We start from the raw sequence: 26,004 nt of genomic DNA, 5'->3' as shown, positions 1-26,004 counted from the left end.
GAATCATCCCTCCGCCTGGCTCAGATGATCGGTGACACCATCGTTCCGGCACAGTCGCTGTCGAGAGACGATCGAAGATTTGTACTCGCTGCGCGTCGCGCACTGCACAAGGGTGAGCTGTTGACGGATCTCGAATCGAATCGGTTGTGCCATTTGGTATCTATCGCCGGTGTCGATCACACGCTCATCCAAGATCTCCACCGACACCGTGAACTCGGCCGTGAAATGGTGGAACTCGACACAGACTTAGACAGCTTGATCAGAGTCGAAGAAGTTCGACTTTCGGGTCTTCCAGCCGAAATAGCACGAAAGTCTCCGGCATTCCGTCGGGTTGTGGATTCGCACTGCTCATCGACAGGGGTTATCCACTCATTACACGCGGAAACTGAGCAGGTTCACGATAGGTATGTCGACTACCTGTGGGGTCGTCTCACCCGCGCTTGCACTGATTCGACCCCGCTAGGGTGGCTAAGCCATGTTTCGTTGATAAACCGACGTCAAGACCAGGTGGATTCGCCCTATCGCCCCAGGGTTGAAGCCTGGTTCGCTGCGGATTGGCGCATGAACAGGCGCCGTCTGAGGGCAAGAACCTGCACGATGAGCGATCTGAATCCGCAGTCGGACTGTCGTATAGCCATCAATCCCCTCCGTTGGGGTGAGGATGATCTGGCATTCGCCTACGCTTCGGGTGAAAGCGGCATCCCAATTGTGGTATCTGTTCACCAAACACACCTTCTGTCCGCAATATTCGCCGCGCTGGCCTCGGGACCGAAAACTTATCGCGAGATAGCCGAGCACTTCGGCGACGAAGAAAACCCGAGCATGCTCGCGCTGCAGGAGGTACTCCACCACTTGATCTCAATCGGGGTATTAGAGCGATGCATCTCGGCGGGGACCGGCGTTTCTCCAGTGGAATTCAGTGATATCGACAGCAATATCGCCGCCGGTCCTGTCTCTCCGGCCGAGGGGTGGCTGGATGTCTACCGTCCGTCAAAGGTCGATCTGGCTCACCATCGAAACCCGGACCTCGAGCGCGCAGTATCGTGCGCGTTGCGAGCAGCGTCATTGCTCAATGAACGCAGGCCGGAGTCCGCAGGTGGCAGCTGCAGCATATCCAGGCCGTGGCCTCTAACCGAGATTCTGCGGTCGCACGTAATGACACCGGGGCCACTATCAAGTGTCAATGGCAGCACCCGCACCGCAGTGCAGTTGGAGCCAGCCGAGCACTTGCCTCCTCTGCTGAATCTTATTGCTGCTCAATCAGACTGCTCCACAGCGTTCACCATCAGTTCGTCGTTGTTGGATGACCTTGGAGCCGAGCAGTGGTCGTGGCGATGGCCCGTTGACTGTCTGGTGCGAGTGCCGACACCCGAGGCAGAGTTCACGGCGGTTCTTGATCAGTTCTGGCCTCCAGCGACCGTCGACTCCCGCTTCGTGGATTCACTCAAGGGATTGCACGGGCCAATTCCGCATGTGGACGCTTACCGGTCATTTTTGCGAAAAGTCGAAGAGCTGACTGGCGTGGTATTCGTCGAATTCCTCGCACCGCCACTGTCTGACGCCGCCGCCAACGCGGTGCGCCGCCCCTGTTACACAAGCGCTTGGACCGGAGACCCGCATAGCGCATTGTATTTTGCGGAGACTGACAAGCCAGACCGATATATCCCGTTAGACGACATTACGATTCGACGGCGCACTGACGGTAGTCTTATTGCCGAAGCTGACGGTGCCCCCATTTGGACCATTTACCACGCGACACGCGCACTATCCGAACCCTGGGCGACTCTCGGCGAAGCGTTATTCGCCGCGTCACCAAGACTGATGCCGTGGGCCTTCTATCGATTCGACAATCTTCTTGATGAGCTTCCCCAGTGCGGGCGGCTTCCCAGGATCACTGTGGAGGGCGGGCTGGTCATCTCACCAGCGCAGTGGCGGGTACCGCGACATCCTCTCTGGAACCCCGGCGCGAGCGCGTCAACAAAGATCAAGGCCCTGATCGGCTTCCGCGAGGAAAAAGGTCTGCCTCGCTGGATTGTCTTGTCGGATACGGTACACGGGACGAAAAGGGCATGTGACCTTGAAAGTTTGTCAGCCGTCCGAATGATCGACAGATTGATCAGAACTTGCCCGGACGGAAAACTCATGGAGATGCTTCCGGCACCGACTCAGTTTCCGATCGTCGATCACGCGGAGCATCCGACTGGCGATGCTGTCGCTTCTGAAATGCTGCTTCGATTTCCTATAAATATAAACGGGCATGTTTTGGCTGAAAACATCGCATCCGATATTTCCGCATATTTCTTTCCCAGCTGAAAGCTGAGTAAAAATCAGAATCCATGAAAGGAGGAGACTGGGCGACACAATATTCCCTCCGACCTTCACTCGGAGGCGCTACACAAATTTCACACCGTAAATCGAAAAGAAAGGGAACGACAATGACAACTCCAGAGATTTCTGCACTGCATGCCCGCATCGATGAGCTGGCGTCGAGAATCGCTGGTTCGCGATTCAGCGACCTCGAGGCAACCACCAAAACCAATTGCGAAAGCAAAGGCTGCACAAACTGCCGAGGTGACAAACTAGAGAATGTTCTGCTGCCGGGTGAGGCCCACCCACTTTCAGGTGCCGAACTAGTCCAGCGGCTACAGGCAAACCGGTAGCAGCAATAAATTCGCGAGCGAATGGGGTCTGCACGGCAATCTTTCCCGTTGCTAAGACCCCATTCGTGCGCCAGACGAAGGGATATCCGCATGCCGTCGACGACCACTTTGATGGAGCACATGGACGGATTGGCATTCGATCTGGTCAGTGCGTACGCGCGCGCGGGCGCCCATGGTCGCAACGCGTCCGGTCACGACCCAGGGCCGGCGATATTGGCATCGGTCGCGCTGCAAGAGCGTGACGCTGTCGCGCTGCAAGAGCGTGACGCTGTCGCGTCGGAAGCCCGCAATGCGACTGCGCGTTGGATCGGCGAGATCCCTTCGGAGTTCAATGCTGCTGGCGCATACGGCGGGTTGGGCGGCTTCCACGCCGGCTTGCGCGCCGCAATCGGGATCTACCCATCGCTGATACCTCTCCATTCAGCGTTGACAGACCGCACTAAAAGCTATTTGGGCACTAGCGCTTGGCAGACATCTGGTGTGGCGTGGCGGGACTACGACTTATTCACGGGCCCCGCGGGACTGGTGCTAGCGGGGATCGCCAATGTAGATGACGCTGAGCTCATCGAGCCTGCCGTTGCACATCTGGCGCTGTTGTGCGACAGCCCTGGTCTGGAAAGGCTGCGAGCCGGCAATGATATCGACCCACGAAGCGCATTTAATGTCGGCAGGATCAATACCGGGCTTGGGCACGGAGTTACGGGAGTCGTGGCTGCGCTGCGTCATGCTGTTGAATATCTCCCCGACGGCGAGCGTTACTCGCAGGCACTTTCGAATGCTTGTGAATGGCTTGCGCGGGAGGTATTCGTCGACAATGTCGGTTTGGTGACATGGGCGCCCGTGGGGCGCGAGGGTGCCGAACCGCCTCGCGGCTTCTACCGCCGGCAAGCGTGGTGCTATGGAACCCCCGGCATCGCCTGGACGCTGTGGGATGCCGCGCGAGTGTTAGGTGACAACACATTGCGGGACCTCGCGTGCGAAGCAATCGCATCATATATGCGGTGTTTTCACGAGGTCAGGTATTTCGATGACGACGATGTCGCAGCTGCACTGAGCCTATGCCACGGCGCAGCGGGAATTCTGGCAGTTGTTGATGCCTTTATTCGAACGGCTGGTTTGACTGAACTGGAAGAATTGCGGACAGAACTGATGCAGCTCATTGCCTCGCAGCGAGCGGACATCGCTGAACTGGCCGAGAATGATATGACGATACTGGGAGGCGCCGCTGGAATCGCCGCTATCTGGATAACCGCCCGTGGCGGCTCCAGGGCGTGGCTACCGCTGATCGCATTGCGTTGACCTGTCGACGTTACGAAGAATATCGCGTGAAAATAATTGCAGAACAAGATATTTCGCATACCGCGACGCGCTTCGGCTGCAGTACTAGCGATTCGACGGCGGCGGCCATCCGGAACTGGGACGCCGCTGAATTCGCAGGGTCGTCGTCGGTACCTGAAGCTCGGTGGTCGGTGCGGCTGGCAGCACCGACGTCGAATCATCCTTCAGGCGAACAATTCTCGGCACGGCCGCCGCGCGGGGCTGCCGCACGATGGTCGGTGGCGCCGAATCTGCCGCCGGTGCGGGCTGCGCCGGTGCCGCAGGCTTCGTGGCTCGCACGTCGCGACGGACCAGGTAGCCGGCCAGTGGGCCGGTTAACAACATGACGGTCAGCACGGTCAGGCTCAGCACGCACACCACGATGTCGAAGGTGCTGGTGATCTGCTGGGCCAGGTTGTTGCCGTAGATCGCTGCGGGCGCCGGTTCGGCGTACCGGGGAGCCAGGGCGACGCCGATCGCGACGTCCGCGACCGTGAAAACAAACAGCACGGCACTGAACGCGGCGGCGATGGTCGCCGAGACCACTCCCCTGCCGAGCTGGCGGTGCACCCACCGCGCGATGAACCCGGTGACGAGGCTGAACACCGTCATCGCAACGCTGTCGTACAACGCACGGGGAAGATCCAAAGACAAGGCGATCACATAGTCGGCGATGCGCAGCGCAGCCGCCGCGAACGACCAGAACGCGATGAGCGTCAAGCACTTCTGCGCAGCCCCACGATAGGCACCGAGGGTCGGCGGCTTGATGAGCAGGACGGCGTATAGCGTCGTCGGCGCGACGATCGCAGCTGCGGCCGCCCACGCAAGATAGCCTTCGTAGCCCACCGCGGCGGTCGAGGTGTTCTCAGCGATGCCGTGAAACGCGTCGATGTCCCGGCCAATCCCAAGGAGCCACACCACCGTGGCCGCAACCGCACCCGATACACCAATGGCGATCGTGGCCAGCCGGGCCGCGGCGGTCCGCTCGGTCAGCCAGCGCGATGCGATGACCAACGCGATCATCGCCTCCGCGCCGTAGAGCAGCGTCGTGACGATGACGGCGACATCGTGATTACCGAACGCAACGTCGGTGACGAACAGGTACCGCAGCCGCCAGTACAGATTGAACGCAACCGACAGCGTCGCCAGCGCGATCGAGACGAATCCGATGACCCGGGCCACCGCATACCAGCGGCGAAACTTGTTGTCCTCGATGGTGATCGACGTAATGGGCGGCTGCGCCGCCAGCAGTGCGCCCGCGACACCGAGCAACATGCCCGGGCCTACCCCCGGAGGCACGGCCCCGGTCCCGCCACTGTGGACCGTCTGCACCAGATGGAAGGCGACGAATCCGATAACCATAACGAGGTACGCAAGGCTCAACGCCAGCCGAATCCGGCCGGTCCGCCGGACATCCGGGTTCGTTGCGTTGAGCCTCAACGGTCCGAGGTGAGGTGCGAGCGCGGCCACGACGGCCAGCAACGTCACAACAGCCAGCACGACGAACGTCGTCACGTCGCTGTCGGGTACGCCGATGCCGAATTCGAGGTTCCATGGGAGCACCAGAGCCAGCACGAGCAATCCGACGGCGAAACCGTCGCGCATCCTGTTCGCCCGGGTGGGGACATAACCGACACGTGGGGACCGCGCCACGGCGGGTGCAGCCGTGGTCGCCACCGCAACGGTGGCGGATGCGTCGTAACGCTGGTCGCTCACGTAACGATTCCCTTCTATGAGTGACGTCGCAAGACGATTCAACCAGCGTGCTCACTTTTGCTCCGAGGCACAAGCAGTGACGGCCGTGATCGCTTTCCGACCGACCGAATCCACCGAGGCTGTGCGGTAGCTTTGAAAGGTCGAAAAGCGCAGCACGGGGCGAGAAGCCGCGACGCCCGAAACATGCGTGAGATGAGGAGTGGTAACCGGTGGACGTAGTCCTCGGGGTGGCGGTCACCGGGCGGGTGGCCCGCTTGGCGATGGTCGGTTCGCCGGCCAGTGGCGGCCAACTGTTGGACCAGTACGCGCTGGATCTGTCTGACGATGCGATGTCGGAGCTGGTCGAGACCATCATCGGCACCTACCGCGAGGTGACCGAATCGGGCAACCAGGTCGCCGCGACACGACTGTGCCTGCCCGACCCGTCGACGGCTGACACGCTGCGTCAGCGGGTGGCAAACGCCGGCGTGCAGAACGTCGAGGTCGTGGACGAAGCTGAGGCGGCAGCGGCACTGGCCCGTAGCGTCGGTGCGGATGTCGCGCTGCTCCTCGCCGACGATGACACGGTGTCGCTGACAGTGGTCGGCGAGGACGAGCAGTCGACGTCCACCCTGGCATCCGTGCCGATCGGCGCCGCGGGTGCGGCCGTGGCGTGCGCGGCGGTGTTGCAGCACGTGCCCGCCGCCGAGGCGCCGTCGCGGATCATGTTGGTGGGACAGCGCTTGGATCTTGATTCCGTTGCCGCAGAGCTACGTTCGACCGCGCCCGTCGAGGTGGCGCCCGATGCGGGTTACGCCATTGCGCGCGGCGCGGCCCAGACCGCCGACGGGTCGGGCTTCGCCCCGGCCGGTGCGGCGACGCAGATGGCGCCAGTGCTCGACGCGACGCAGATGGCACCTGCGGCTGCGGATGCCACGCAAATGGCCCCGGCGGCCGCGGACGACGCCACGCAGATGGCACCTGCGAACGCGCAGGCCGCCGAGGGAGCGGTCGGTCCGGATCTGGCGTACTCACAGGAGGCCGGCGACGATCATTTGGCCGACGAAATGCCGATGGAGCCGCTGGGCGAGTTCGTCCCCGAACAGGAGAGCGAGGGCGACTACACGACGGTCATCGCACCACCGGCGCCGCGGATGCTGCTCATGGGCAGCGCGGTCATGTTCCTGGTGATCAGCTTCGCGACCCTGGCCGTCACGGTGGCGATCAACGTCCGGCCGACAGCGGATGTGGCCGCCCAGCCGGTGCCTCCCACGCAGGCGAACACCGTGCCGGGCCGGTACCTCCCACCGGTCCCACACCAGGCGGACCCGGTGGCGCTGCCGGTCTCGGTGCTGACGCCGCCGCCCGCGGCCCCTGTTGTGCCGAACGTGCGTACCGACGATCGGCCGGTTCAGGCACCGGCCAATCCAGCGCCCGCGGCACCACAGCCCGCGCCGGCTCCTCCGCCCGTCGAGGTTCCGCCGGCTCCGGTTCCAGTACCTATTCCGGCACCGCTACCGGTTCCCATCCCGCTTCCACCGCTCGTGCCACCTTGGACACCGCCGTGGACGTTCCCGACCCCACCGACCACCCCGCCCACGAGCACCACTACAACAACGACAGCGCCGACGACGGTCCCTTCGACGACGACCACTGCTCCGTCGACCACAACTGCACCCTCAACCACGACGGCACCGTCCACGCCGCCCCACACGGTGACGTCGTCGGCGCCTCCATCTTCTGCGGAGCCCGTGATTCCGCGAGAAGAACCGACCTACACGGCGCCGTCCCAAACGGCTGAGCCGGCGCCGACGCACGAGGCACCGCAGACCACTGTCTACGAGCAGGAGCCGTCCGACGGTGGCGGGTCACGTGGTTCGAATGGCGGCGGCTCATCCGATGACAGCGGAAGCTCAAGTGGCGGTGGGCATTCCGGCGAGGAGCCGGTGACCACGGTGCCCGATAGCCCATAGTCCTGCAGCTGCTCAATCGTCGTGGATGGGGCACGCGAGGTCGATGAACATGGTCGGCCCGGCTTGATGATGACGGCCCGCTGGTGGTGGCAGCGGGCCGTCGGAACAAGCGAAACAGCTACTTGCCGCGACCAGACGCCGAGGGACCACCGTGGCCGTGGGCCTTACCGACATCTTTCGCGGCGGTCGAACTCGTGTCATCGTGGCGCGTCCCGCGTTGGCTGGACGACGAGTCGGACGCTTTGGCGGCGCCGACGTGCTTGGCGCCCCACCCGCGCCCGGTAAGGGTCGCGTTTCTGGCGTTGGCGGTGGTCGTCTCCGTCTTCGCCGTGGTGCCGGTTGGTGTGACGTCCTTGGCGGTGGCGACACCGGCCGTGACCGCAGCGGTCGCCGCTGCCGCCTTCGCCGATGGTGTTTCTGCGGTGGCTTCGGTGGCCGCTGTCGCCGGGACGTTCGACGTCGCCGTGGCGGGACTCACCGCAGTGGCGAATTGTTGTGGCCAGGTTTGCAATACGTCCTGAAGCAAGCTGCCTTTGTTGAGCAGACCAGTGAATGGCGTGCCCGTGGGGTTGTATTGAGCGTTCTGGAGGACATAGCCGTTGAGAAGGTCTCCGGCGAGCTCGGCGGGCGCCTTGAGGACGTCGGTCACCGCCTGCGCGGTGTTACCGGAGGACGCGTCGGCTTGGACCGTGCTGAGGCCGTCGACCAACCCGAACGCGACGCTGAGGTCCGGAGACAACACGGCATCGCCGAGGGCCTTCAGGTTCGAATAGCTCAGAAATGTTGCGGTGAGATTCGTCAACGCTTGTAGCGCATCGGCGGCTCCCGGCATCGACGACGTCGCCGCCAGATTCGTCAAAGACTGCAGGACGTCGCCGGGGATCGTCTCTGTCGGCGTCGCACCGGCCTTGGCGGTATTCAGGACGGGACTCAGCAGGGGCTTCAGCGTATGGTCGATCGTTTCCAACGACCACGCCTCGCCGTAGGCGAAAGCGTCGAAGGTGTTGCCTTGCTGAAGAGCGGTGAGTACTTCTTGCAGCGTGCTGCCCGATTCCGTGACACCGTCGTGTGTCACGGACCCGCCGAACAGCCCGAAGATGTAACCGTCGTCGCCGCCGTACCACCCGCCGTCGAGTGCGTTCTGCAAGCCAGTCTCGGCACCGGAAAGTCCGGTGCTGATCAGGTTGGCATCCGACGAATTGGTGCTGATCGACTGCAGCAACCCGGGAATCGCCGCTGCGGCGGCGATCAAGGTCGGCAGGTCGACCCCCGCCTGCGCGTTTGTCGCGAGGCCCGAAAGGTCGGTGCCGATGGACTGCAGCGTTGCAGGAAGTGTGGCAGCCTCGCCACTCAAGGTCTGCAGGTTGGTGCCCGCTTGGCCGAAAACATTCTGATAGTCGCCGAGCACATCGCTGATCCCGCTGGTGAGTCGGACTGCGCGGGCCTGTATTTCAGCCCCGACGTTGTGGGTGGTCATGTTTGGCGCCAGTGGGTTCACGGCGATCGCCGCGGCTCCCGCCACGCTGACGCCGGCGATGAGGAACTTGCTGACGCGGCTCGCCGACGCTGATTGGCAAGACTGCAAGTCTTGCCCAATCGAGTTCGGACGCAGAGCTAGTTGCACGTGAGCTCCTAAAAGGGGTGGAGGCATACTGCCGGGAAATGAACGGTCCCTATGCTTAGGTTTGCCTAAGTTTTCATAGGTATGGCTAACCTAGCTAATGACGGGCCCCACTAGCTGTGCGCTTGATGGGCACTACCTGCAGATTTGCTGTCGATGCCCCAGCGCGGCACGGCGACTGCCCTTTGGGTTACGCCGCGAGATCACTTGACAGGGATTTGTTTGCTGAATGACTCCCCCAAACGCAATCAGGCCCCCTCGAAAGGGGGCCTGACCAGCGTGGCAGGTAGTGGATTCGAACCACTGTAGGCGTAAGCCGACGGATTTACAGTCCGCTCCCATTGGCCGCTCGGGCAACCTGCCGTTTCTCGCAGCCGCCCCGTCTCCGGTTTGGTGCGACTAGCAGGGTACAACGAGGATGTACCTAAATCACAAACCGGCAGCACACGCAGAGTAAGAGGAGAGCGTTCCAATGGCGGATTCCAGCTTCGACGTCGTCAGCAAGGTCGACCGTCAGGAGGTCGACAATGCGCTCAACCAGGCCGCCAAGGAGTTGGCCACCCGATTCGACTTCCGCGGCACCGACACCACCATCACCTGGAAGGGCGACGAGGTGATCGAACTCACCTCCAGCACCGAGGAGCGGGTCAAGGCCGCCGTCGACGTGTTCAAGGAGAAGCTGGTCCGCCGGGACATCTCGATGAAGGCTTTCGACGCCGGCGAACCGCAGGCCAGCGGCAAGACCTACAAGGTGACCGGCGATATCAAACAGGGCATCACCAGCGAGCAGGCCAAGAAGATCACCAAGCTCGTCCGCGATGAGGGTCCCAAGGGCGTCAAGGCGCAGATCCAGGGCGACGAGATTCGGGTCAGCTCGAAAAAGCGTGACGATCTGCAGGCTGTTATCGCTCTGCTCAAAGGTGCCGATCTCGACGTCGCACTGCAGTTCGTCAATTATCGCTGAGATATTGCGCTGCTCAGCTGAGCACGCCAGCTTCGCGATTAGCTTGTGCTACAACAGAATCCAGCAGACCCGGGATCGCGGCGTCGACATCCTCGGTGCGCAGTCGTTGATGAGTGTGCCCTTCGACGGGCTCACGCTCGATCAGCCCGGCGTCGCGCAGGATGTTGAAGTGGTGCGTAGCGGTCGACTTGTTGATGCCGTCGTAGAGCGCGGCGCACTTCACTGGTCGGCCGGCGTTGTACAGACGGCGCACTATCTCCAGGCGGACCGGATCCTGTAGGGCGCACAACACTTGACGAATGGGCGCGACAGCGTGGCGGACCGTCTCGGCCATGGTGTGCCCTCCATCACGCTAAAAATAGGTTTGATGATCATCTAACCGTCGGTAAGCTCGACGAGGTTCGATGACCATCAAACCTACCCCACGGGAGCCCCGGTGACGCTGGAAGCAGACCGCCCGGTCAGCACCGACGCCCAGCGCTGGGCCTATCCCCTGCTATTGGTTTTGTGCGGGGTCGCACTCGGAGTGTCGGGCGTGCCGGCACCGCTCTATGGGCTCTACGAGACGGTGTGGCATCTCACGCCTTTGGCGACCACCATCGTGTTCGCGGTGTACGCCGTCGCCGCGCTCGGCGCTGTGCTCATCTCGGGCCGCATCTCCGACGTCGTCGGCCGCAAACCCGTGCTGCTGGGCGCGCTTGTCGCGATGATCGCCGGGCTTGGCGTATTCCTGGTGGCCGACAATATGTTGTTGCTGCTGGTGGCGCGCGCCATCCACGGCGCCGCGGTCGGTTCGATCGTGGTGGTCGCCGCGGCGGCCCTGCTGGATCTGCGTCCGCAGCACGGTGCGCGGTCCGGGCAACTCAGCGGCGTCGCTTTCAACATCGGAATGACCATCGCGATCGTCGGATCCGCACTGCTGGCCCAATACGCGCCGCATCCTATGCGCACGCCCTATGCCGTGGTCGCGGTGCTGTGCGCCGTGATCGGCGTCGGTGTGGCGGCGTTGCACGAAACGCACACCGTGCGCGCTTCGGGACCGATCCGGATCTCCAAACCCGCTGTCGCCCAGGCTATCCGATCCGACTTCTGGTTCTCTGCGATCGGCGCGATGGCGTCATGGTCGGTGCTCGGCGTGCTGCTCTCGCTCTACCCGTCGCTCGCCGCCCACCAGACCCACATCGACAACCTGCTGTTCGGCGGCGGTGTCGTCGGTGTCACCGCCTTCGCCGCCGCGATGGCGCAGCTGGCCGCCACCCGGATCCCGGCCCACCGCGCTGCGATCGCCGGTGACGTCGGCATGGCCATCACGTTGATACTGACCGTGCCGGTGCTGCTGGCTCATTCCTGGCCGCTGGTGTTCTTGGCCGCCACGTCGCTGGGTGCGGCGTTCGGACTCGGGTTCGGCGGCTCGCTGCGCCACCTCTCGCATGTGGTGCCCGCCGAGCAGCGCGGCGAGACCATGTCGGCGTTCTACGTGCTGGCCTACACCGCGATGGCCGTCCCGACGCTGCTCGCCGGTTGGGCGGCGACCCGGTGGGATCTGGCGACGGTGTTCCCGTGGTTCGCCGTGGCTGTGGCGCTGGCCTGCCTCACCGCAGCCGCGATAGGAGCTCGATCCATGCGCGGAGCCGCGCGCACGTAACACAGTTCAGCAAAGCCCGGTAACAACCCGAACCGGCAAATAGTCTGATCGCCATGGCACCGGCGCAACGCGAACCGAAAGTCGTCGTCCTCGGTGGAGGGTCCTGGGGCACCACGGTCGCCTCGATCTGCGCGAGGCGTGGCCCGACGTTGCAGTGGGTGCGCTCGGAGGAGACGGCCACCGACATCAACGACAACCACCGTAATTCCCAGTATCTGGGTGACGAGGTGGTGCTGCCGGATGGCCTGCGTGCAACCACCGATTTCTCCGAGGCGGCCAACTGTGCTGACGTGATCGTGATGGGTGTGCCGTCGCACGGCTTCCGCGGCGTGCTGCAGGAGCTTGCGAAAGAGCTACGGCCGTGGGTTCCGGTGGTGTCCTTGGTCAAAGGCTTGGAGCAGGGCACCAACATGCGGATGAGCCAGATCGTCGATGAGGTATTGCCGGGGCATCCGGCCGGAATCCTGGCCGGGCCGAACATCGCCCGCGAGGTCGCCGAGGGCTACGCCGCGGCCGCCGTGCTGGCGATGCCCGACCAGCACCTGGCGGCAAAGCTGGCAGAGTTGTTCCGCACCAAGCGTTTCCGCACGTATACGACCGATGACGTGATCGGCGTCGAGATGGCCGGCGCGCTGAAGAACGTGTACGCGATCTCTGTCGGCATGGGTTACTCGCTGGGCATCGGCGAGAACACCCGGGCCATGGTGATGGCCCGGGCGGTCCGCGAGATGTCGAAGCTCGGCGAGGCCATGGGCGGGCACCGCGAAACGTTCTCAGGCCTGGCCGGCATGGGTGATCTCATCGTCACGTGTACGTCACAGCGCAGCCGCAACCGCCACGTCGGCGAACAGTTGGGGCAAGGCAAGAAGATCGACGAGATCACCGCGTCGATGAATCAGGTGGCCGAGGGCGTCAAAGCCGCCAGCGTGATCATGGAATTCGCCGAGAAGTACGGCCTGAACATGCCGATAGCCCGCGAGGTCGACCGCGTGATCAACCATGGCGCAACCGTCGAGGACGCCTACCGCGGGCTGGCCGCCGAGAAGCCCGGCCACGAGGTGCACGGCTCGGGGTTCTGATTGATTTCGCGGGCTGGTGGTCTCAGCCGATCCTGAACGAGGGCTTGATCTCCGAGGGCCGGTCGCCGACGACGTAGCTGCCTGTGGGGCTGATCACGAAGCCCGACTGATTACGCCCGTTGATACATGCCGTCATGACCCCGTCGGTGCCACAACTGATGGTCTGGTAGCTGATCCGGCTGTTGGCCGGCAACGGCTTGGCCCCCTCGACCATGGAGAACACCGGCGTTGCTGCACTGGCGAAGCCGGGGACGCCGGCACCACCGCTGACCATGTTGGCGCCGTTGGGCGCGGCGGGGATGGGGCCGCTGCAGCCGTACTCACCGCTGCGCTGCAGCACGCAGGTAATGCCGTCCGGCGTGCTGAAGGCGTACCAGTTGTTGTCCATCACCGCGTACTCCGATGTCTTCACCGGTGGGAACGCGTTGATGTTCGGCAGCGCCGACGGATCATCGGCTTGCGCCACCCCTGGCACGCTCATCACAGCCGCCCCTGCGGCGCTTATCAGGCCGATCGCCACTCTGCTCAGCATCCGGTCACCCTAACCCGGCCGCCGCACTGAAGCCATCGGATCAACCGCCGGCCAGACCAGCAGGCTTTCTCATTTCCCGACTTGCAGCAGGACGAGCGTGCGCAAAATGCCGGTCGCGAGCGGTGTGTCGAGCAGCAGACGCGCGCGCTCGCGGTGCAAAGGGGACCAAGAAGAACCAAGAACTACTACAAGAACTACTAGTAGTGGCCGGGGCCGCGGCCTGCCATGTCCTCGAGTCGCCGGATCCGGTCGGCGATCGGCGGGTGGGTAGAGAACAGCTTGCCGATGCGCTCGCCGGACCGGAACGGGCTGGCGATCATCAGATGCGCCTGATCGGCCAGTTGCGGCTGCGGGGGCAGCGGAGCCGCCTCGATACCACCGGAAATCTTGCGCAATGCCGACGCCAAAGCCAGCGGATCACCCGTCAGCTCTGCCCCGGACTGGTCGGCCTGATACTCGCGCGACCGTGACACCGCCAACCGGACCACCGTGGCAGCGATGGGCCCGAGCAGCGAAACCAGCAACAGCGCAAAGGGATTCGTATTATCGCGGTTACCGCCGAACATGCCGGCGAACATCGCGATATTGGCCAGCGCGGTGATCACCGAAGCCATCGCACCCGCGACACACGAGATGAGGATGTCGCGGTTGTACACGTGCGAGAGTTCATGGCCGAGCACTGCACGCAACTCCCGCTCGTTGAGAAGCTGCAGGATGCCGGTGGTACAGCAGACGGCGGCATTGCGCGGATTGCGGCCGGTGGCGAATGCGTTCGGATTGGCGGTGTCAGAAATGTAGAGGCGCGGCATGGGCTGATGTGCGGTGGTGGCCAGCTCCCGGACGATCCGGTAGATCTCCGGAGCCTGCAGCTCGGTGACGGGCTGCGCGTGCATGGCCCGCAGCGCGAGCTTGTCGCTGTTGAAGTACACGTAGGTGTTCATGCCGACGGCGAACAGCACCGCCAGATACATCACGTTGCGGCCGAACAGCGACCCGACGAACACGATGAGTGCCGACATGCCGACCAGCAACAGGAATGTCTTGAGCCGGTTGGCGTGAGGATTCCAGGTCATCAGCTTCCTCCTCCGAATGGGAAGTCATCGCCGGGTAAACGCTCAGCGAGCCTGCCCGGGTTCCGGAATCAACCGTGCCGGTTCACGGTGTAGTCGACGAGCGACAGCAGTGCCTGGCGACCCGGAACATCGGGCAGGCTGTCGAGCTCGGTGCGCGCCCGCGCCGCGTACAACGCCACGGTCTCCTTTGCGCGGGCCATGCCCGAGGACTCCCGAAGCAGGCTCAGCGCCTCGGCGACGTCATCGTCTCGTTCCACCGGCCCCGCCAGCAGCCGCCGAAGCCGGTCGGCATCGGGCCCGCTCTCCTGCAGCGCGTACAGCACCGGCAGGGTGTGCACGCCTTCACGCAGATCGGTGCCGGGAAGCTTGCCGGACTCGTCGGGATCACTGTCGATGTCGATGATGTCGTCGGAGATCTGGAACGCCGTGCCGACGATGCCGCCGAGCCGGTCCAGCCGCTCGATCTGCTCGGCGTCGGAGCCGGAGAAGGTGGCGCCGAACCGCCCGGACGCCGCGATCAGGCACGCCGTCTTCTCGTAGACCACCTTCAGATAGTGCTCGATGGGGTCGGCGTGCTCGGCGCCACGGGTCTCGCGCATCTGGCCGGTGACCAGCTCCGCGAATGTGTCGGCGATCACGCGCACGGCCTCCGGGCCGAGCTCCGACACCAGCCGCGACGCGGTCGCGAACAGGTAGTCGCCGGCAAGGATCGCGATGTTGTTGCCCCACCTGGCGTTGGCGCTCGGTGCACCGCGACGCATCTGGGCCTCGTCCATCACATCGTCGTGATACAGCGTGGCCAGGTGCACCAGCTCGATCACCGAACCCGCGATCGAGACGTCGGGATCGTCGGGCCGGGGGCCCAGCGACGCGGCGAGCACCGTGAACAGCGGCCGGAAGCGCTTCCCGCCGGCCTGGAACAGGTGGTGAACGGCCTCGGCCATCAACTCGTCGGCTTTGCCCAGCTCAGCAGACATCAGATCTTCGATCCGGGTCACACCGGCGCGGATGTCCGCGGCAAACGCCTCGTCCCCGAAATCCACGCCTGCCACCACAGTCGCTGGTGTCCTCATTCGTCCAACATACTGGGACACGTGGACACCAATGCAGATGTGGTCGTCGTGGGCGCCGGTCCGGCCGGGTCGGCCGCTGCGGCGTGGGCGGCGCGCAACGGCCGCGAGGTGCTGGTGATCGACGCTGCGCAGTTCCCCCGGGACAAGGCGTGCGGTGACGGGCTGACCCCACGCGCGGTCGCCGAACTGGAGCGCCTGGGCATGGGCGGTTGGCTGCAGACCCGGTTGCGTCACCACGGTTTACGGATGTCAGGTTTCGGCGCCGACGTCGAGGTGCCGTGGCCCGGCCCGTCCTTCCCGGCCGCCAGTAGCGCCGTACCGCGCACCGAACTCGACGATCGGATCCGCTCGGTCGCCGCCGACGACGGCGCCAAGATGCTGCTGGGTGTCAAAGCCGCTGGGGTGAGTCATGATTCCCGGGGCCGTGCGGATGTCCTGCACCTCGATGACGGCAGCACCATTGGATGCACGGACTTGATCGTCGCTGATGGCGCCCGTTCCACACTCGGCCGGGAGCTGGGCCGCACGTGGCACCGGGAAACCGTCTACGGCGTGGCGATCCGCTCCTACATGGCCTCCCCGCGGGCCAACGAGCCGTGGATCACCTCGCATCTGGAGCTGCGTTCGCCCGAAGGCACCGTGCTGCCGGGCTACGGCTGGATCTTCCCGCTCGGCAACGGCGAGGTGAATATCGGGGTTGGTGCGCTGGCCACCGCGAAACGTCCCGCCGACGCCGCGCTGCGGCCCCTGCTGAACCACTACACCGAACTGCGTCGCAACGAGTGGGGCCTCACCGGTCAGCCGCGTGCCGCGCTCTCGGCGCTCCTGCCGATGGGTGGCGCGGTGTCGGGCGTGGCCGGACCGAATTGGATGCTGATCGGCGATGCCGCAGCGTGTGTCAACCCGCTCAACGGCGAGGGCATCGACTACGGCCTGGAAACGGGCCGCCTGGCCGCAGAACTGCTGGGTGCACGCGCCTCGGATTACACCGTGGCATGGCCGACGCTGTTGCAGGAGCACTATGCGCGGGGATTCTCGGTCGCGCGCCGGCTTGGGCTGTTGCTGACGCTGCCGCGGTTCCTGCCGCTCACCGGACCGGTGGCGATGCGGTCGCCGTTCCTGATGAACATCGCGGTGCGGGTGATGGGCAATCTCGTCACCGACGAGGACGCCGACTGGGTCGCCCGGGTATGGCGGAACGCGGGCCTGGCTTCGCGAAAGCTGGATCAGCGCAAGCCGTTCTCGTGATGTCCCTGGTCCCCGCCATACTCCCGGGAAAGGTCGTCAAAAATTTGGCTCTTGTGACGTATCTGTGGGTCATTGACGGCCGGGTAGGGCTGTCGGTGTCCTCCGAGGGTGAGCATGGCTAGGGCGATCAGGGGTTCGGGGGTGGCGAAGCCGAAGGCTATGCGGGTGAGGAGTCGGATCTTGGTGTTGGCCGATTCGATGAGCCCGTTGGATAGTCCGTGTTCGATGGAGGCCAGGATCTGCCTGCGGTGGCGGGTGATGCGTTGTTGCAGCAAGACGAATGCTTCGATGCGGCAGCGCCGCGCCCAGGAGACCCATTTGTCGAGTGCTTCGGCGGCCTCGTCCACGGACAGTTTGAAGATCGTGCGTAGGGCTTCTTTGAGCAGGTAGGCACGGTAGAGCCGAGGGTCGGTCTTGGCGATCCATTCCAGTTTCGCCTGTTGCCGCTCGCTCAGGTTCTCCGGGTTCTTCCACAGCGCAAACCTGGTGCGCTTCAAGGCTTTCGCTTCTCCGGTGGCCACGGTGACACGCCGGCCAGCGACCCACCCGTGGCGCTGGGTGTGACCTGCTCGTCGGGCAGCGTTCCACGCCTGGCGACGCACCTCATCGAGTGCCTCGTTGGCCCAGCCGACAACATGAAACGGGTCAGCGCAGCGGATCGCGCCGGGGCAGCGATCGGCGACCACGTCGGCGATCCATTCGGCCCCGTCGGCGCTGACATGGGTGATCCGAGCGCACCGACCTGCACCGGAGGCTTCCAGGGAATCGAAGAAGGCGCGCACGGTCGCCCGATCGCGGCCGGTGTTGGCCCACACCAGCCGGCCGCTGTCATGGTCGACCACGATGGTCAGGTACTTGTGGTGGCGTTTGTAGGAGATCTCATCGATCCCGATCCGGGTCAGGTCGGCGAATGCGTCGATCCCGGCGGCGGTATCGGCCCACACCCGCGCGATGATCGATCCGACGGTGCGCCAAGCGATCCGCATCAGCTCGGTGATCGCTCGTTTGGAGCAGTGGGTAGCCAACCAGGCCACCTGCTGATCGAATGCGCGGGTGTGCCCGGCGCCGTGCCGAGCCCACGGGACCTGACACACCGTCGGCCCGTGGGTAGCACAGTCGACTCGCGGAATATCGGCTTCCAGGAACACCTCGATGGTGCCCATGTCCAGGGCGCGCCAGCGCCGCCGGCCCTGACCGCGGTCGTACCAGCGGGCCCGCGCACCGCAGGTTCCGCACCGCCCCCGGGCTGCTCGACGGGGCCGCACATGGGCCACAACCACCTGCGCTGCCTCATCGAACTCGACGTCGTCGATCACCGTGTTCTGGACGCACAACACCGCACGCCATAAGCTGGCATTCCGCACGCCGTTCTCCGTTCTATGAGTTTTTGACCTTCGACAAGCCAAAAACCTAGACCGAGAACGGCGTCCGGCCATTCAGGCGCAATCAACCACCCACAGATACGTCACAAGAGCCAAAAATTTTGACGGTCTAGGACCTGTTGAGCATCCAGATCCGTGTGGAAAGCACCGTCGCGAACGCGCACCACATCGGATACGGGGCGAGCACCGCACCGCGCGGGCCCTGGGCAGCGACGGCGCGTCGCGTGAGATCGGCGCTGCTGGCTGTGAGTGCCGCTGCGGCGATGGCCGCGGCACCGAGCCGCTTCTGCGAGAAGAAAATCCACGACCAGCCGGCATTCATGACGAGGTTGGCCGCCAGTGCCGCGGTGAACGAGCGCGCCTGGGCATCCCGGTTTTCGGCGTTCAGCGCGTCCAACGCAGACGCCGACACGGTCGCAATGTCGGCGTAGAGAACCGGCCATACGACCGGAAACGCCTGGCGAGGCGGCTGAAACGACGGTTTGCGCAACGCGGCATACCACGACGACTGCGCGGGCCGGCTTGCCAGGCCGCCCGCCACAGCTGCGGCGAACGTAGCGGATGCGGTCTTGATCAACGTGTCTGGTCGCATGATTCGTTGGTACCAGGTTTCGTCAATCGGCGTAGCGCAGCACTCCGAGGATCGCCTGATCGTCCGGCGGCTCCACGCTGACGCAGTCTTGCAGTGCCGAGCGCACCTCTTCGGCGCACATATCCGTACCGATCAGCACCAGAGTCGTGCCCCGGTGCTCGGCGGCGTCCCAGCGTCGCCGGGAGAACCGCAACGAGCTACCCACCAATTGCAGGAGAAACTTGCGTCCGGAGCCGGCGGCACCGAAGTCGATGAAGCCCTTTGCCCGGTACAGTCCCGCCGGCCGGTCGCGCAGAAAGCCCATCAGCCGACGAGGATCGAGAGCCCGGTCCGTCGTGAACTCCACACTCTGGTAGGCGGCATGCTCATGCTCATCGTGAGCATCGGTCTCCCAGAGCAATTCATCGAGGCTGAGCTGTCCGGCCCGGGACGTGCGCGCCGGTGCGTCGATCAGCAGCGCCGGGTCCACGCGACCGAACTCGGTGGGCAACAACGGAACCCGCGGATTGAGTTCACGTACCGTGTCGGCGACCGCAGCGAGATCGTCGGCGCTCACTTGGTCCGCTTTGTTGAGCACGACCAGATCTGCCACCCGCACACTGTGCCCGAGGTCGGCACGCGCGGACTCCATCGCGTCGACCATCAACACCAGGCCCGCATAGTGATACCGGTTGTCGTCGGCGGTGGCCAGCGTGCGCGCCAGCGCGGACGGCTCGGCCAGTCCGCTGGCCTCCACCACGATGAGGTCCAGCCGGGGTTTGACCGCTGCCAGCTTGCCGAGCATGTCGGCCGCCTCGTCGGCGTCCACAGCGCAGCAGATGCAACCGTTGGACAGCGAAGCCATCGCATCCACCTGGCCCGCGATCAGCATGGCGTCGATGTTGACCGCGCCGAAGTCATTGACGAGGGCACCGATTCGTACCCCGCGACTGTTGCGCAGCAGGTGATTGAGCAGTGTGGTCTTCCCGGAGCCGAGATGGCCTGCGATGGCCAGCACAGGCACCGACCCAGACAACGCCGCCCGCCTACAGCGGCTTCGTCGCGGCATGCAGTGCGACGATTCCGCCAGTGAGGTTGCGCCAGCGCACATTCGACCACCCGGCCGCACCGATCCGACGGGCGAGCTCGGCTTGATCGGGCCAGGCCCGGATCGACTCGGCGAGGTAGACGTAGGCCTCGGGATTGCTTGAGACGGCCGATGCCATCGCAGGCAGTGCCCGCATCAGGTACTCCTTGTAGACCGTGGCGAAGGCGCGGTTGGTCGGGGTGGAGAACTCGCACACGACGAGTCGACCGCCCGGCCGCGTCACCCGGGCCATCTCTCGCAGCCCCTCCACGTGGTCGACGACGTTGCGCAGCCCGAAGCTGATGGTCACTGCGTCGAACACGCCGTCGGCGAACGGCAGCCGGGTGGCATCGGCCCCCACCTTGGGCACTGGGCGCACGGCCCCGGCCGCCAACATGCCGACCGAGAAGTCCGCGGCCACACACCACGCACCCGAGGTGGCCAACTCGACCGTCGACACCGCCGTCCCGGCCGCGAGGTCCAGCACCTTGTCCCCCGGCCCGATATCCAGCGCCGCGCGAGTCTGCCGCCGCCAGAACCGGTCCTGGCCCAACGACATCACGGTGTTGGTGAGGTCGTAGCGTCGCGCCACCGCGTCGAACATCGACGCGACCTCGTGCGGGTTCTTCTCCAGGCTCGCTCGACTCACCGTGCTGACGCTACCCGGCCGGCTGGTTACGGCCAGTCCCGGTGCAGCTGCGCAGTGACTACCAGTAAACTCAAACACTTGAGCAAGCGTTGTGAATGAGACAGTCTAGGTCAGGGACGTCGAGAGGAGTTCCGTGCCCGCCTCCGCCGCCGCGCCCGGGCCGGTCGGCACCGTGTCGCCCCGGGAGCTTCAGGACACCGCTTCGTTGTTCGGCCTGTTGTCGGCCACGGTTCGGCTGCACATCCTCTGGCTGCTCGACAGCGGCGAGCAGGACGTCGGGACGCTCGCGGAAAAGACCGGTCAAAGCATCGCCACGGTCAGCCACCACCTGAGCAAACTCAAACTCGCCGGCCTGGTGCGCGCCCGGCGCCACGGCAAGCGGCAGGTGTACATCGCCACCGACGACACCGCCCTCGCCGTGATTCGGGTGGCACTGGGCGCTCATCAGCCACAGACCGGGGCCGCCGACACCGTCCTCCACGCCTGACAGCTCGACGAGCCTGCCCAGGCGTCAGCCGGCATGTCGGCGCAGCGTCACATCGGCGCGCGGCGGTTGCACGGCCTCGTAGTGCCCGATCAGTTCGTCGCAGATCGCGGGCCAGGTGCGGCCCAGCACACTGCGCCGCGCCGCCACCGAGTATCGCGACCGATCGGCGATGAGGTGATCGACCGCCGCGGGCAGTGCCGTCTCGAACTCGTCGACCGCGAGCAGCAGCCCGGTGCGGTACGGCGCCACCAGATCTCGCGGGCCGCCGGCGTCTGGCGCGATCACCGGAACCCCGGACGCCATCGCCTCCTGGACGGCCTGGCAGAACGTCTCATGCTCGCCGGGGTGAACGAACACGTCCATGCTGGCGTACGCGGCGGCCAGCGCCTCACCGCGCAGCTCACCGGTGAAAACCGCTGAGGAAAGGATTGATTGGAGCTTGGCGCGGTCGACCCCGTCGCCGACGATGACCAGTTGCAGATCATCGCGCGTGGCCAGGGCGGCGAGGCGCTCCACATGCTTTTCCGGGGCCAGCCGGCCGACGAAGCCGACCACCGGCCGCCCGTCCGGGGACCAGGCGGACCGCAACTGCTCATCGCGTGCCGACGGCGCGAAGCCGGTGACGTCCACGCCCCGAGCCCATTTGTAGACACGCGGAATCCCGTGTTTCTCAAGGTTTTCCATCGCTGACGTGGACGGAGCCAGGGTGCGGTCGGCCTTGCTGTGCAGCCGTCGCGTCCACGCCCAGGACACACATGAGAGCACGCCGACGCCGTAACTCTCGGCGAAACCGGCAACGTCGGTCTGGAACACCGCCACTGTCGGTACGCCCAGGTAGCGCGCGGCATGCACACCGCCCCAACCGAGTAGCGCGGGTGATGCGAGATGCACGACGTCGGGCGCGAACCCACGAAGCACACTCACCATCCGGGGTCGCGGCACCGCCAGCGGCAGTGACGTCACTTTCGGGAAGATGTGCGACGGCACCCGATGCACCCGGATGCCGTCGTGGAGTCGATCGGCCGGCGGCTGCCTACGCGGGGTGTCCGGCGCGATGACCATAACCTCGTGACCGGTACGGCGCAGATGCTCGATGACCCGAAGCACAGAGTTGGTGACGCCATTGACATTCGGGAGAAAGGACTCTGCAACGATCGCCACGCGCACGTCACGATCGTCCCAGCGGTAACTGTCGCAAAGGTTGCCGAAAGGGATACGACACGCAAAACCTGACCTGTCGGCTCGGCACATCCTGCGACTACGCTCAGATGCCATGCAGTTCACGCGGTTGCTCGGCGCCCTGGCGATGAGCCTGGTACTGACCACCGCGGGCTGTACCCAGGTGGTCTCCGGCTCCGCCGCCCCCGACCCCGACGGACCGCCGACCGAGATCACCAGGGACGGTTCGGGCATTCACGTGGGGTTCACCGACGCGCCCCTGCAGATCGAGATCTTCACCGAACCGCAGTGCCCGCACTGCGCCCAGCTGCAGCATGACTTCGGCAAGGACATCGCCAGTTACATCAACCTCGGTGAGCTCGGCGTCACCTACCGCCCGATGACGTTTCTCGATGCCGACGGCAACGACTATTCGGCCCGCGTGAGCAATGCGTTGTTCCTGGCGGCGGGACCGGGCACCGGCGGCGTCGCATTCCAGGACTACGTCGAGGATCTGTGGAGCCATCAGCAGCCAGGTGGCCAGGCCCCCAGCAACCAGCAGTTGGCAGATATGGCCCGCGAAAGCGGCGTCGGATCGGAGCAGGTCGCCAAGATCGCCGCCGGCCGATCCGGTGTCGACACCGACGAGATGGCCGACCAGAACGTCGAATTCCTCAGCGAGATCCAGGACACCATCGCCACCCCCACGGTCTATGACCTGCAGAACGACGATGTGATCGACATCTACGACAACAACTGGCTGTCCAAGCTCTTGTCGTCGATCTGACGGTCCAGCCGCTTCTGCAGAAAGAACAGCCCGGTCAGTGCCGCACCGGCTACCAGCCAGCCCACCACTGCGATGGACCCGGCAGGAATGATCGCCAACGACGCGTTGCGGTTGCGCACGCGCACCAGGTCGGGGTCGTTCTTGTCGTATTCGACGTAGATCCGCATGCCGGTGTCGAGCTCCGAGGGGTACAGCACCCCGAGCTCGGGCCGGTACGTCACCCGGTCGGGGGTGACGAACTCGATCGTCGAACGCCGCGGGCCCGCGCTGAGCACCTCGGCAGCGGCCACGCCCATGTGACGTTCGATCTGCCGGTCGTTGCGCCAGGCACCCAGCACCAGCAGCACCGACTGCAGGGTCACCAGACACGCGACGATCACGATCCCGATCCGCACCCGGCGGATGACGCGCTGGGATCTCGTCTCACACGCTTCGCCCGAGAGCCGCGGAAGCAGTGCCTGTACCGCCGCACGCAGCCGGAGCACGACCGCGGTTATGCCCGCACGCGGGCTGCTCACAACGCGGCCTTGATCGACGCATGCAGCGCCCGCAGTGAAGACCGGTCGGCCTTCACCTCAAGCACCCGCATCGCGCCGGTGGCTTCGGCCAGCGCGTCGCAGAGTTCGTCGACCTCGATCTGGCGGTATTCGATGTGGTAGGCCCGGCACAGTGCACCGACGTCAACGTCATGCGGGGTGCCGAAGACCCGGGACGACACGTCGGAGAACCGCGGATCCCCCTGCTCGAGCAGTTCGAAGATGCCGCCACCGTTGTCGTTCGAGACCACGATGGTCAGCGCGCGCGGCGTCGGCTCGGTCGGGCCGATCAGCAGCCCCGAGCTGTCGTGCACGAAGGTCAGGTCGCCCATGAGCGCGATCGTCCGGCCGACGGGCTCGTGGGCCAGAGCCGCGCCGACGGCCGTCGACACCGTGCCGTCGATGCCGGCCACCCCGCGGTTCGACTGCACCTTCACGCCGGTGGCGTCCAGCGCCACCAACGCGGCGTCACGGACCGGGTTCGACGCACCGAGCACGAGCTGGTCCCCGGGGCGCAGTGCCGCGGCTACCGCCGCCGCGACATGCAGTCCGGTGGTCAGCGGATGCGCCGCAAGCTGGCTACGAACCGCGGCCACCGCATGCCGATTCATCTCGGCGCACCGCCGCAGCCAGGCCGCGTTCGGGGTTCCGGAGGTGATCGCGCGGGTACCGGTGGCCTGCGAATTGCCGGAGACATCGGGCCAGCGCGGACCTGTGGTCAACGCGTAGACGGGCACCGACGGGTCGGCCAGCAGCGCCGACACCGGACGGTGCAGAGTGGGCCGGCCCAGCATGATGACCTGCTGCGGATGCACCAGGCGCAGTGCGAGCGGGTGCAGCGGGTTGGCGGCCGGAGGTGCGGTCGGCTCGGGGACCGTCGGAAGTCCGGCCAGATTCGGGTGCACCCCGGCGCCGTGGCCGGCGATCACGACGGTGTCCGGCGTCAGGTCGATGTCGAGCGGTTGGTCGAACGTGACCGGCGGGGTGTAGGTCCACGGCTTACCGCCGGGCCGGCCGGCGGGAAACAAGCCGGACGCGCCGGCGGTGTCGTCCGGAACCAGCGGTTCCCGCAGCGGGATGTCGAATTGCACCGGGCCGGCGTTCGCGGTGCGGGAACCGGTGGCGGCCGCGAGCACCCGGCAGGTCGCCGACCGCCACTGGGCATTGAGCGCATCCATCTCGCCATGCGCGCCACCGGTGAGATCAGGGGCCAGTCCGAGACTGACGTTGGCCCGCACCTGGGTACCGAAATAGCCGAGCTGTTCGAAGGTCTGGTTGGCGCCGGTGCCGAGCAGCTCATACGGTCGGTTGGCGCTCAGCACGATCAGCGGAACCCGCGCGTAATTGGCTTCGACCACCGCGGGCCCGAGGTTGGCGACCGCCGTGCCGGAGGTCATGGCTACGCAAACAGGGGCATGTTCGGCGACCGCAAGCCCGATGGCCAGGTAGCCGGCGGTCCGTTCGTCGATACGCACGTGCAGACGGATCCGCCCGGCCCGGTCAGCATCGGCCAACGCGAACGCGAACGGAGCGTTGCGTGATCCGGGGCACAGCACAACGTCGCGGACGCCGCCGCGAATGAGTTCGTCGACGACGACACGGGCTTGTGCCGTCGATGGGTTCACCCCCACAGCCTATTGGGCTCGCGATTCAGCGAAGAAATTGAGGATCGCGGCGTTGACTTCCTGCGGTTTCTCGATGAATCCCAGGTGGCCGGTATCGGGTATCTCCAGGTAGCGGGCGTTCGGGATGGCCTCTGCCACTTCCTGCCCCAGATGTGGCGGCAACACCACGTCGTCGGCGAACCCGACGACGAGCACCGGCGTATGGATGGCTCCGTAAGCAGGCAACCGGTTGCCGTCCGGACCGACGTCGAGTTGGGTACGCAGGCCGGGGGTTTGCTTGGTCGGCCACATGGTGAACATCTCACTCCAGTCCCGCGCCGCCACGTCGTTGTTGAGGGTCTTGGGTGAAAAGCTTTCCAACATACGTACTTTCGCATCGAATAGCCGTGGCAGCTGAACCCCCGAACGCTCCAGTTCACGTTCGGCGTCTCGAAAGAACTCGCGCGCACGGTCATGACGACCGCGGGTGGCCAGCAGTACTGCCGAGTGCACCAGATCGGGCCGGGCCAGCATCAGTTCCTGGGCGATGAACGATCCCATCGAGACGCCGACGACACGGGCCGGTGCCACGTCGAGCTTCTCGATGAGCTCGGCGGTGTCGGCCACCATCTGGGCGGTGTCGAATCCCTCGGCGTTCTCGGTTGCACCCACGCCCCGGTTGTCGAAGGTGATGCAGCGATAGCCCGCACGCTGGAACTCCGGCACCTGATGCAGATGCCAGGTGCGCCCGGCGCCTCCGCGGCCGGCGATGAAGAGCACCGGCTCACCCTTGCCTCGTTCGTCGTAAGCCAGGTTCACCCGGCCGACCTTACTGCCCCGATTCAGCGCCAGGCGCGTACGGC

22 protein-coding genes, 1 tRNA gene and 1 pseudogene are annotated in these 26,004 nt (G+C 65.1%); 9 read left to right on the top strand and 15 right to left on the bottom strand.

Going from position 1 to position 26,004, the window contains the following annotated elements; all coding sequences use genetic code 11:
- Positions 1-597: 597 nt before the first annotated feature.
- Entirely contained in the window at positions 598-2,313 is a 1,716-nt protein-coding gene (locus B133_RS23935) for a lantibiotic dehydratase (RefSeq protein WP_157625931.1), read from the top strand.
- A 437-nt stretch (positions 2,314-2,750) separates the two neighbouring features.
- Entirely contained in the window at positions 2,751-3,959 is a 1,209-nt protein-coding gene (locus B133_RS0121235; protein WP_232423330.1) for a lanthionine synthetase LanC family protein, read from the top strand.
- 84 nt (positions 3,960-4,043) lie between these two features.
- Here B133_RS0121235 and B133_RS0121230 read toward each other — a convergent pair whose 3' ends face one another.
- Entirely contained in the window at positions 4,044-5,693 is a 1,650-nt protein-coding gene (locus tag B133_RS0121230) for a hypothetical protein (RefSeq protein WP_018603938.1), read from the bottom strand.
- A 209-nt stretch (positions 5,694-5,902) separates the two neighbouring features.
- Here B133_RS0121230 and B133_RS0121225 point away from each other — a divergent pair, with 209 nt between their 5' ends.
- Complete coding sequence (locus tag B133_RS0121225; RefSeq protein WP_026256721.1) at positions 5,903-7,645, top strand: hypothetical protein; 1,743 nt, start codon at positions 5,903-5,905, stop codon at positions 7,643-7,645.
- Between the two features lie 118 nt (positions 7,646-7,763).
- Here B133_RS0121225 and B133_RS0121220 read toward each other — a convergent pair whose 3' ends face one another.
- Entirely contained in the window at positions 7,764-9,269 is a 1,506-nt protein-coding gene (locus B133_RS0121220) for a hypothetical protein (protein WP_232423329.1), read from the bottom strand.
- Between the two features lie 277 nt (positions 9,270-9,546).
- Positions 9,547-9,629: transfer RNA gene (locus B133_RS0121215), tRNA-Tyr, on the bottom strand.
- Positions 9,630-9,738: 109 nt separating this feature from the next.
- On the opposite strand from B133_RS0121215, the gene B133_RS0121210 reads away from it, so the two are divergent.
- Positions 9,739-10,230: a YajQ family cyclic di-GMP-binding protein gene (locus B133_RS0121210; RefSeq protein WP_018603931.1), complete on the top strand. Its 492-nt coding sequence runs from the start codon at positions 9,739-9,741 to the stop codon at positions 10,228-10,230.
- Positions 10,231-10,243: 13 nt separating this feature from the next.
- Here the strand turns inward: B133_RS0121210 and B133_RS0121205 are convergent, their stop codons facing one another.
- Entirely contained in the window at positions 10,244-10,564 is a 321-nt protein-coding gene (locus B133_RS0121205) for a helix-turn-helix transcriptional regulator (protein WP_018603928.1), read from the bottom strand.
- Between the two features lie 102 nt (positions 10,565-10,666).
- Between B133_RS0121205 and B133_RS0121200 the strand changes: the two genes are divergently transcribed.
- Both B133_RS0121200 and B133_RS0121195 read left to right on the top strand, forming a co-directional pair.
- A complete protein-coding gene (locus B133_RS0121200; protein ID WP_018603926.1) occupies positions 10,667-11,875 on the top strand; it encodes an MFS transporter in 1,209 nt (402 codons plus the stop codon).
- A 53-nt stretch (positions 11,876-11,928) separates the two neighbouring features.
- Positions 11,929-12,954, top strand: a complete 1,026-nt coding sequence (locus tag B133_RS0121195; protein ID WP_018603924.1) for an NAD(P)H-dependent glycerol-3-phosphate dehydrogenase — start codon at positions 11,929-11,931, stop codon at positions 12,952-12,954.
- Positions 12,955-12,976: 22 nt separating this feature from the next.
- On the opposite strand, the gene B133_RS0121190 is transcribed toward B133_RS0121195, so the two are convergent.
- The 3 genes from B133_RS0121190 to grcC1 form a co-directional block, all read right to left on the bottom strand.
- Positions 12,977-13,486, bottom strand: coding sequence for a hypothetical protein (locus B133_RS0121190; RefSeq protein ID WP_026256719.1), 510 nt, complete (start codon positions 13,484-13,486; stop codon positions 12,977-12,979).
- 197 nt (positions 13,487-13,683) lie between these two features.
- Positions 13,684-14,559 (bottom strand): zinc metalloprotease HtpX, encoded by an 876-nt coding sequence (htpX, locus tag B133_RS0121185; protein WP_018603921.1) that lies wholly within the window; start codon positions 14,557-14,559, stop codon positions 13,684-13,686.
- 68 nt (positions 14,560-14,627) lie between these two features.
- Positions 14,628-15,632, bottom strand: a complete 1,005-nt coding sequence (gene grcC1 / locus B133_RS0121180) for a nonaprenyl/(2E,6E)-farnesyl/geranylgeranyl diphosphat synthase (protein WP_026256718.1) — start codon at positions 15,630-15,632, stop codon at positions 14,628-14,630.
- 21 nt (positions 15,633-15,653) lie between these two features.
- Here grcC1 and menJ point away from each other — a divergent pair, with 21 nt between their 5' ends.
- Entirely contained in the window at positions 15,654-16,880 is a 1,227-nt protein-coding gene (gene menJ / locus B133_RS0121175) for a menaquinone reductase (RefSeq protein ID WP_018603917.1), read from the top strand.
- 69 nt (positions 16,881-16,949) lie between these two features.
- Here menJ and B133_RS23090 read toward each other — a convergent pair.
- The 4 genes and pseudogenes from B133_RS23090 to B133_RS0121155 all read right to left on the bottom strand — a co-directional run bounded on the left by B133_RS23090 (position 16,950) and on the right by B133_RS0121155 (position 20,569).
- Positions 16,950-18,244: pseudogene (locus B133_RS23090) on the bottom strand (ISL3 family transposase).
- A gap of 127 nt (positions 18,245-18,371) precedes the next feature.
- Positions 18,372-18,854, bottom strand: a complete 483-nt coding sequence (locus B133_RS0121165) for a TspO/MBR family protein (RefSeq protein WP_018603913.1) — start codon at positions 18,852-18,854, stop codon at positions 18,372-18,374.
- A gap of 22 nt (positions 18,855-18,876) precedes the next feature.
- Positions 18,877-19,902, bottom strand: a complete 1,026-nt coding sequence (locus B133_RS0121160; RefSeq protein ID WP_051088073.1) for a GTP-binding protein — start codon at positions 19,900-19,902, stop codon at positions 18,877-18,879.
- The gene (locus B133_RS0121155) at positions 19,880-20,569 is read right to left on the bottom strand and encodes a demethylmenaquinone methyltransferase (protein WP_018603909.1); all 690 of its coding nucleotides are present in this window, start codon (positions 20,567-20,569) and stop codon (positions 19,880-19,882) included. Before B133_RS0121155 ends, B133_RS0121160 begins: the two co-directional genes overlap by 23 nt.
- A gap of 133 nt (positions 20,570-20,702) precedes the next feature.
- Here B133_RS0121155 and B133_RS0121150 point away from each other — a divergent pair, with 133 nt between their 5' ends.
- A complete protein-coding gene (locus tag B133_RS0121150; RefSeq protein WP_018603907.1) occupies positions 20,703-21,056 on the top strand; it encodes a helix-turn-helix transcriptional regulator in 354 nt (117 codons plus the stop codon).
- Between the two features lie 24 nt (positions 21,057-21,080).
- Here B133_RS0121150 and B133_RS0121145 read toward each other — a convergent pair whose 3' ends face one another.
- Entirely contained in the window at positions 21,081-22,223 is a 1,143-nt protein-coding gene (locus B133_RS0121145; protein ID WP_026256717.1) for a glycosyltransferase family 1 protein, read from the bottom strand.
- Positions 22,224-22,329: 106 nt separating this feature from the next.
- Here B133_RS0121145 and B133_RS0121140 point away from each other — a divergent pair, with 106 nt between their 5' ends.
- On the top strand, positions 22,330-23,001 hold the full coding sequence (locus B133_RS0121140) for a thioredoxin domain-containing protein (protein ID WP_018603902.1): 672 nt from the start codon (positions 22,330-22,332) through the stop codon (positions 22,999-23,001).
- Here the strand turns inward: B133_RS0121140 and B133_RS0121135 are convergent.
- Genes B133_RS0121135 through B133_RS0121125 form a run of 3 tightly spaced genes read right to left on the bottom strand, consistent with a single transcriptional unit; the run spans position 22,959 to position 25,960 of the window.
- On the bottom strand, positions 22,959-23,486 hold the full coding sequence (locus tag B133_RS0121135) for a DUF3592 domain-containing protein (RefSeq protein WP_036419475.1): 528 nt from the start codon (positions 23,484-23,486) through the stop codon (positions 22,959-22,961). The two genes, B133_RS0121140 and B133_RS0121135, sit on opposite strands and share 43 nt — an antisense overlap.
- A 29-nt stretch (positions 23,487-23,515) precedes the next feature.
- Entirely contained in the window at positions 23,516-25,162 is a 1,647-nt protein-coding gene (gene menD / locus B133_RS0121130; RefSeq protein ID WP_018603899.1) for a 2-succinyl-5-enolpyruvyl-6-hydroxy-3-cyclohexene-1-carboxylic-acid synthase, read from the bottom strand.
- Between the two features lie 9 nt (positions 25,163-25,171).
- Positions 25,172-25,960: an alpha/beta fold hydrolase gene (locus B133_RS0121125; RefSeq protein WP_018603898.1), complete on the bottom strand. Its 789-nt coding sequence runs from the start codon at positions 25,958-25,960 to the stop codon at positions 25,172-25,174.
- Between the last annotated feature and the right edge of the window lie 44 nt (positions 25,961-26,004).

Source organism: Mycobacterium sp. 155, assembly GCF_000373905.1.
In the GTDB taxonomy this organism is placed as follows: domain Bacteria; phylum Actinomycetota; class Actinomycetes; order Mycobacteriales; family Mycobacteriaceae; genus Mycobacterium.
The sequence above is the reverse complement of the archived record's forward strand: the minus strand, read 5'-3'. Positions and strand labels throughout refer to the sequence as shown.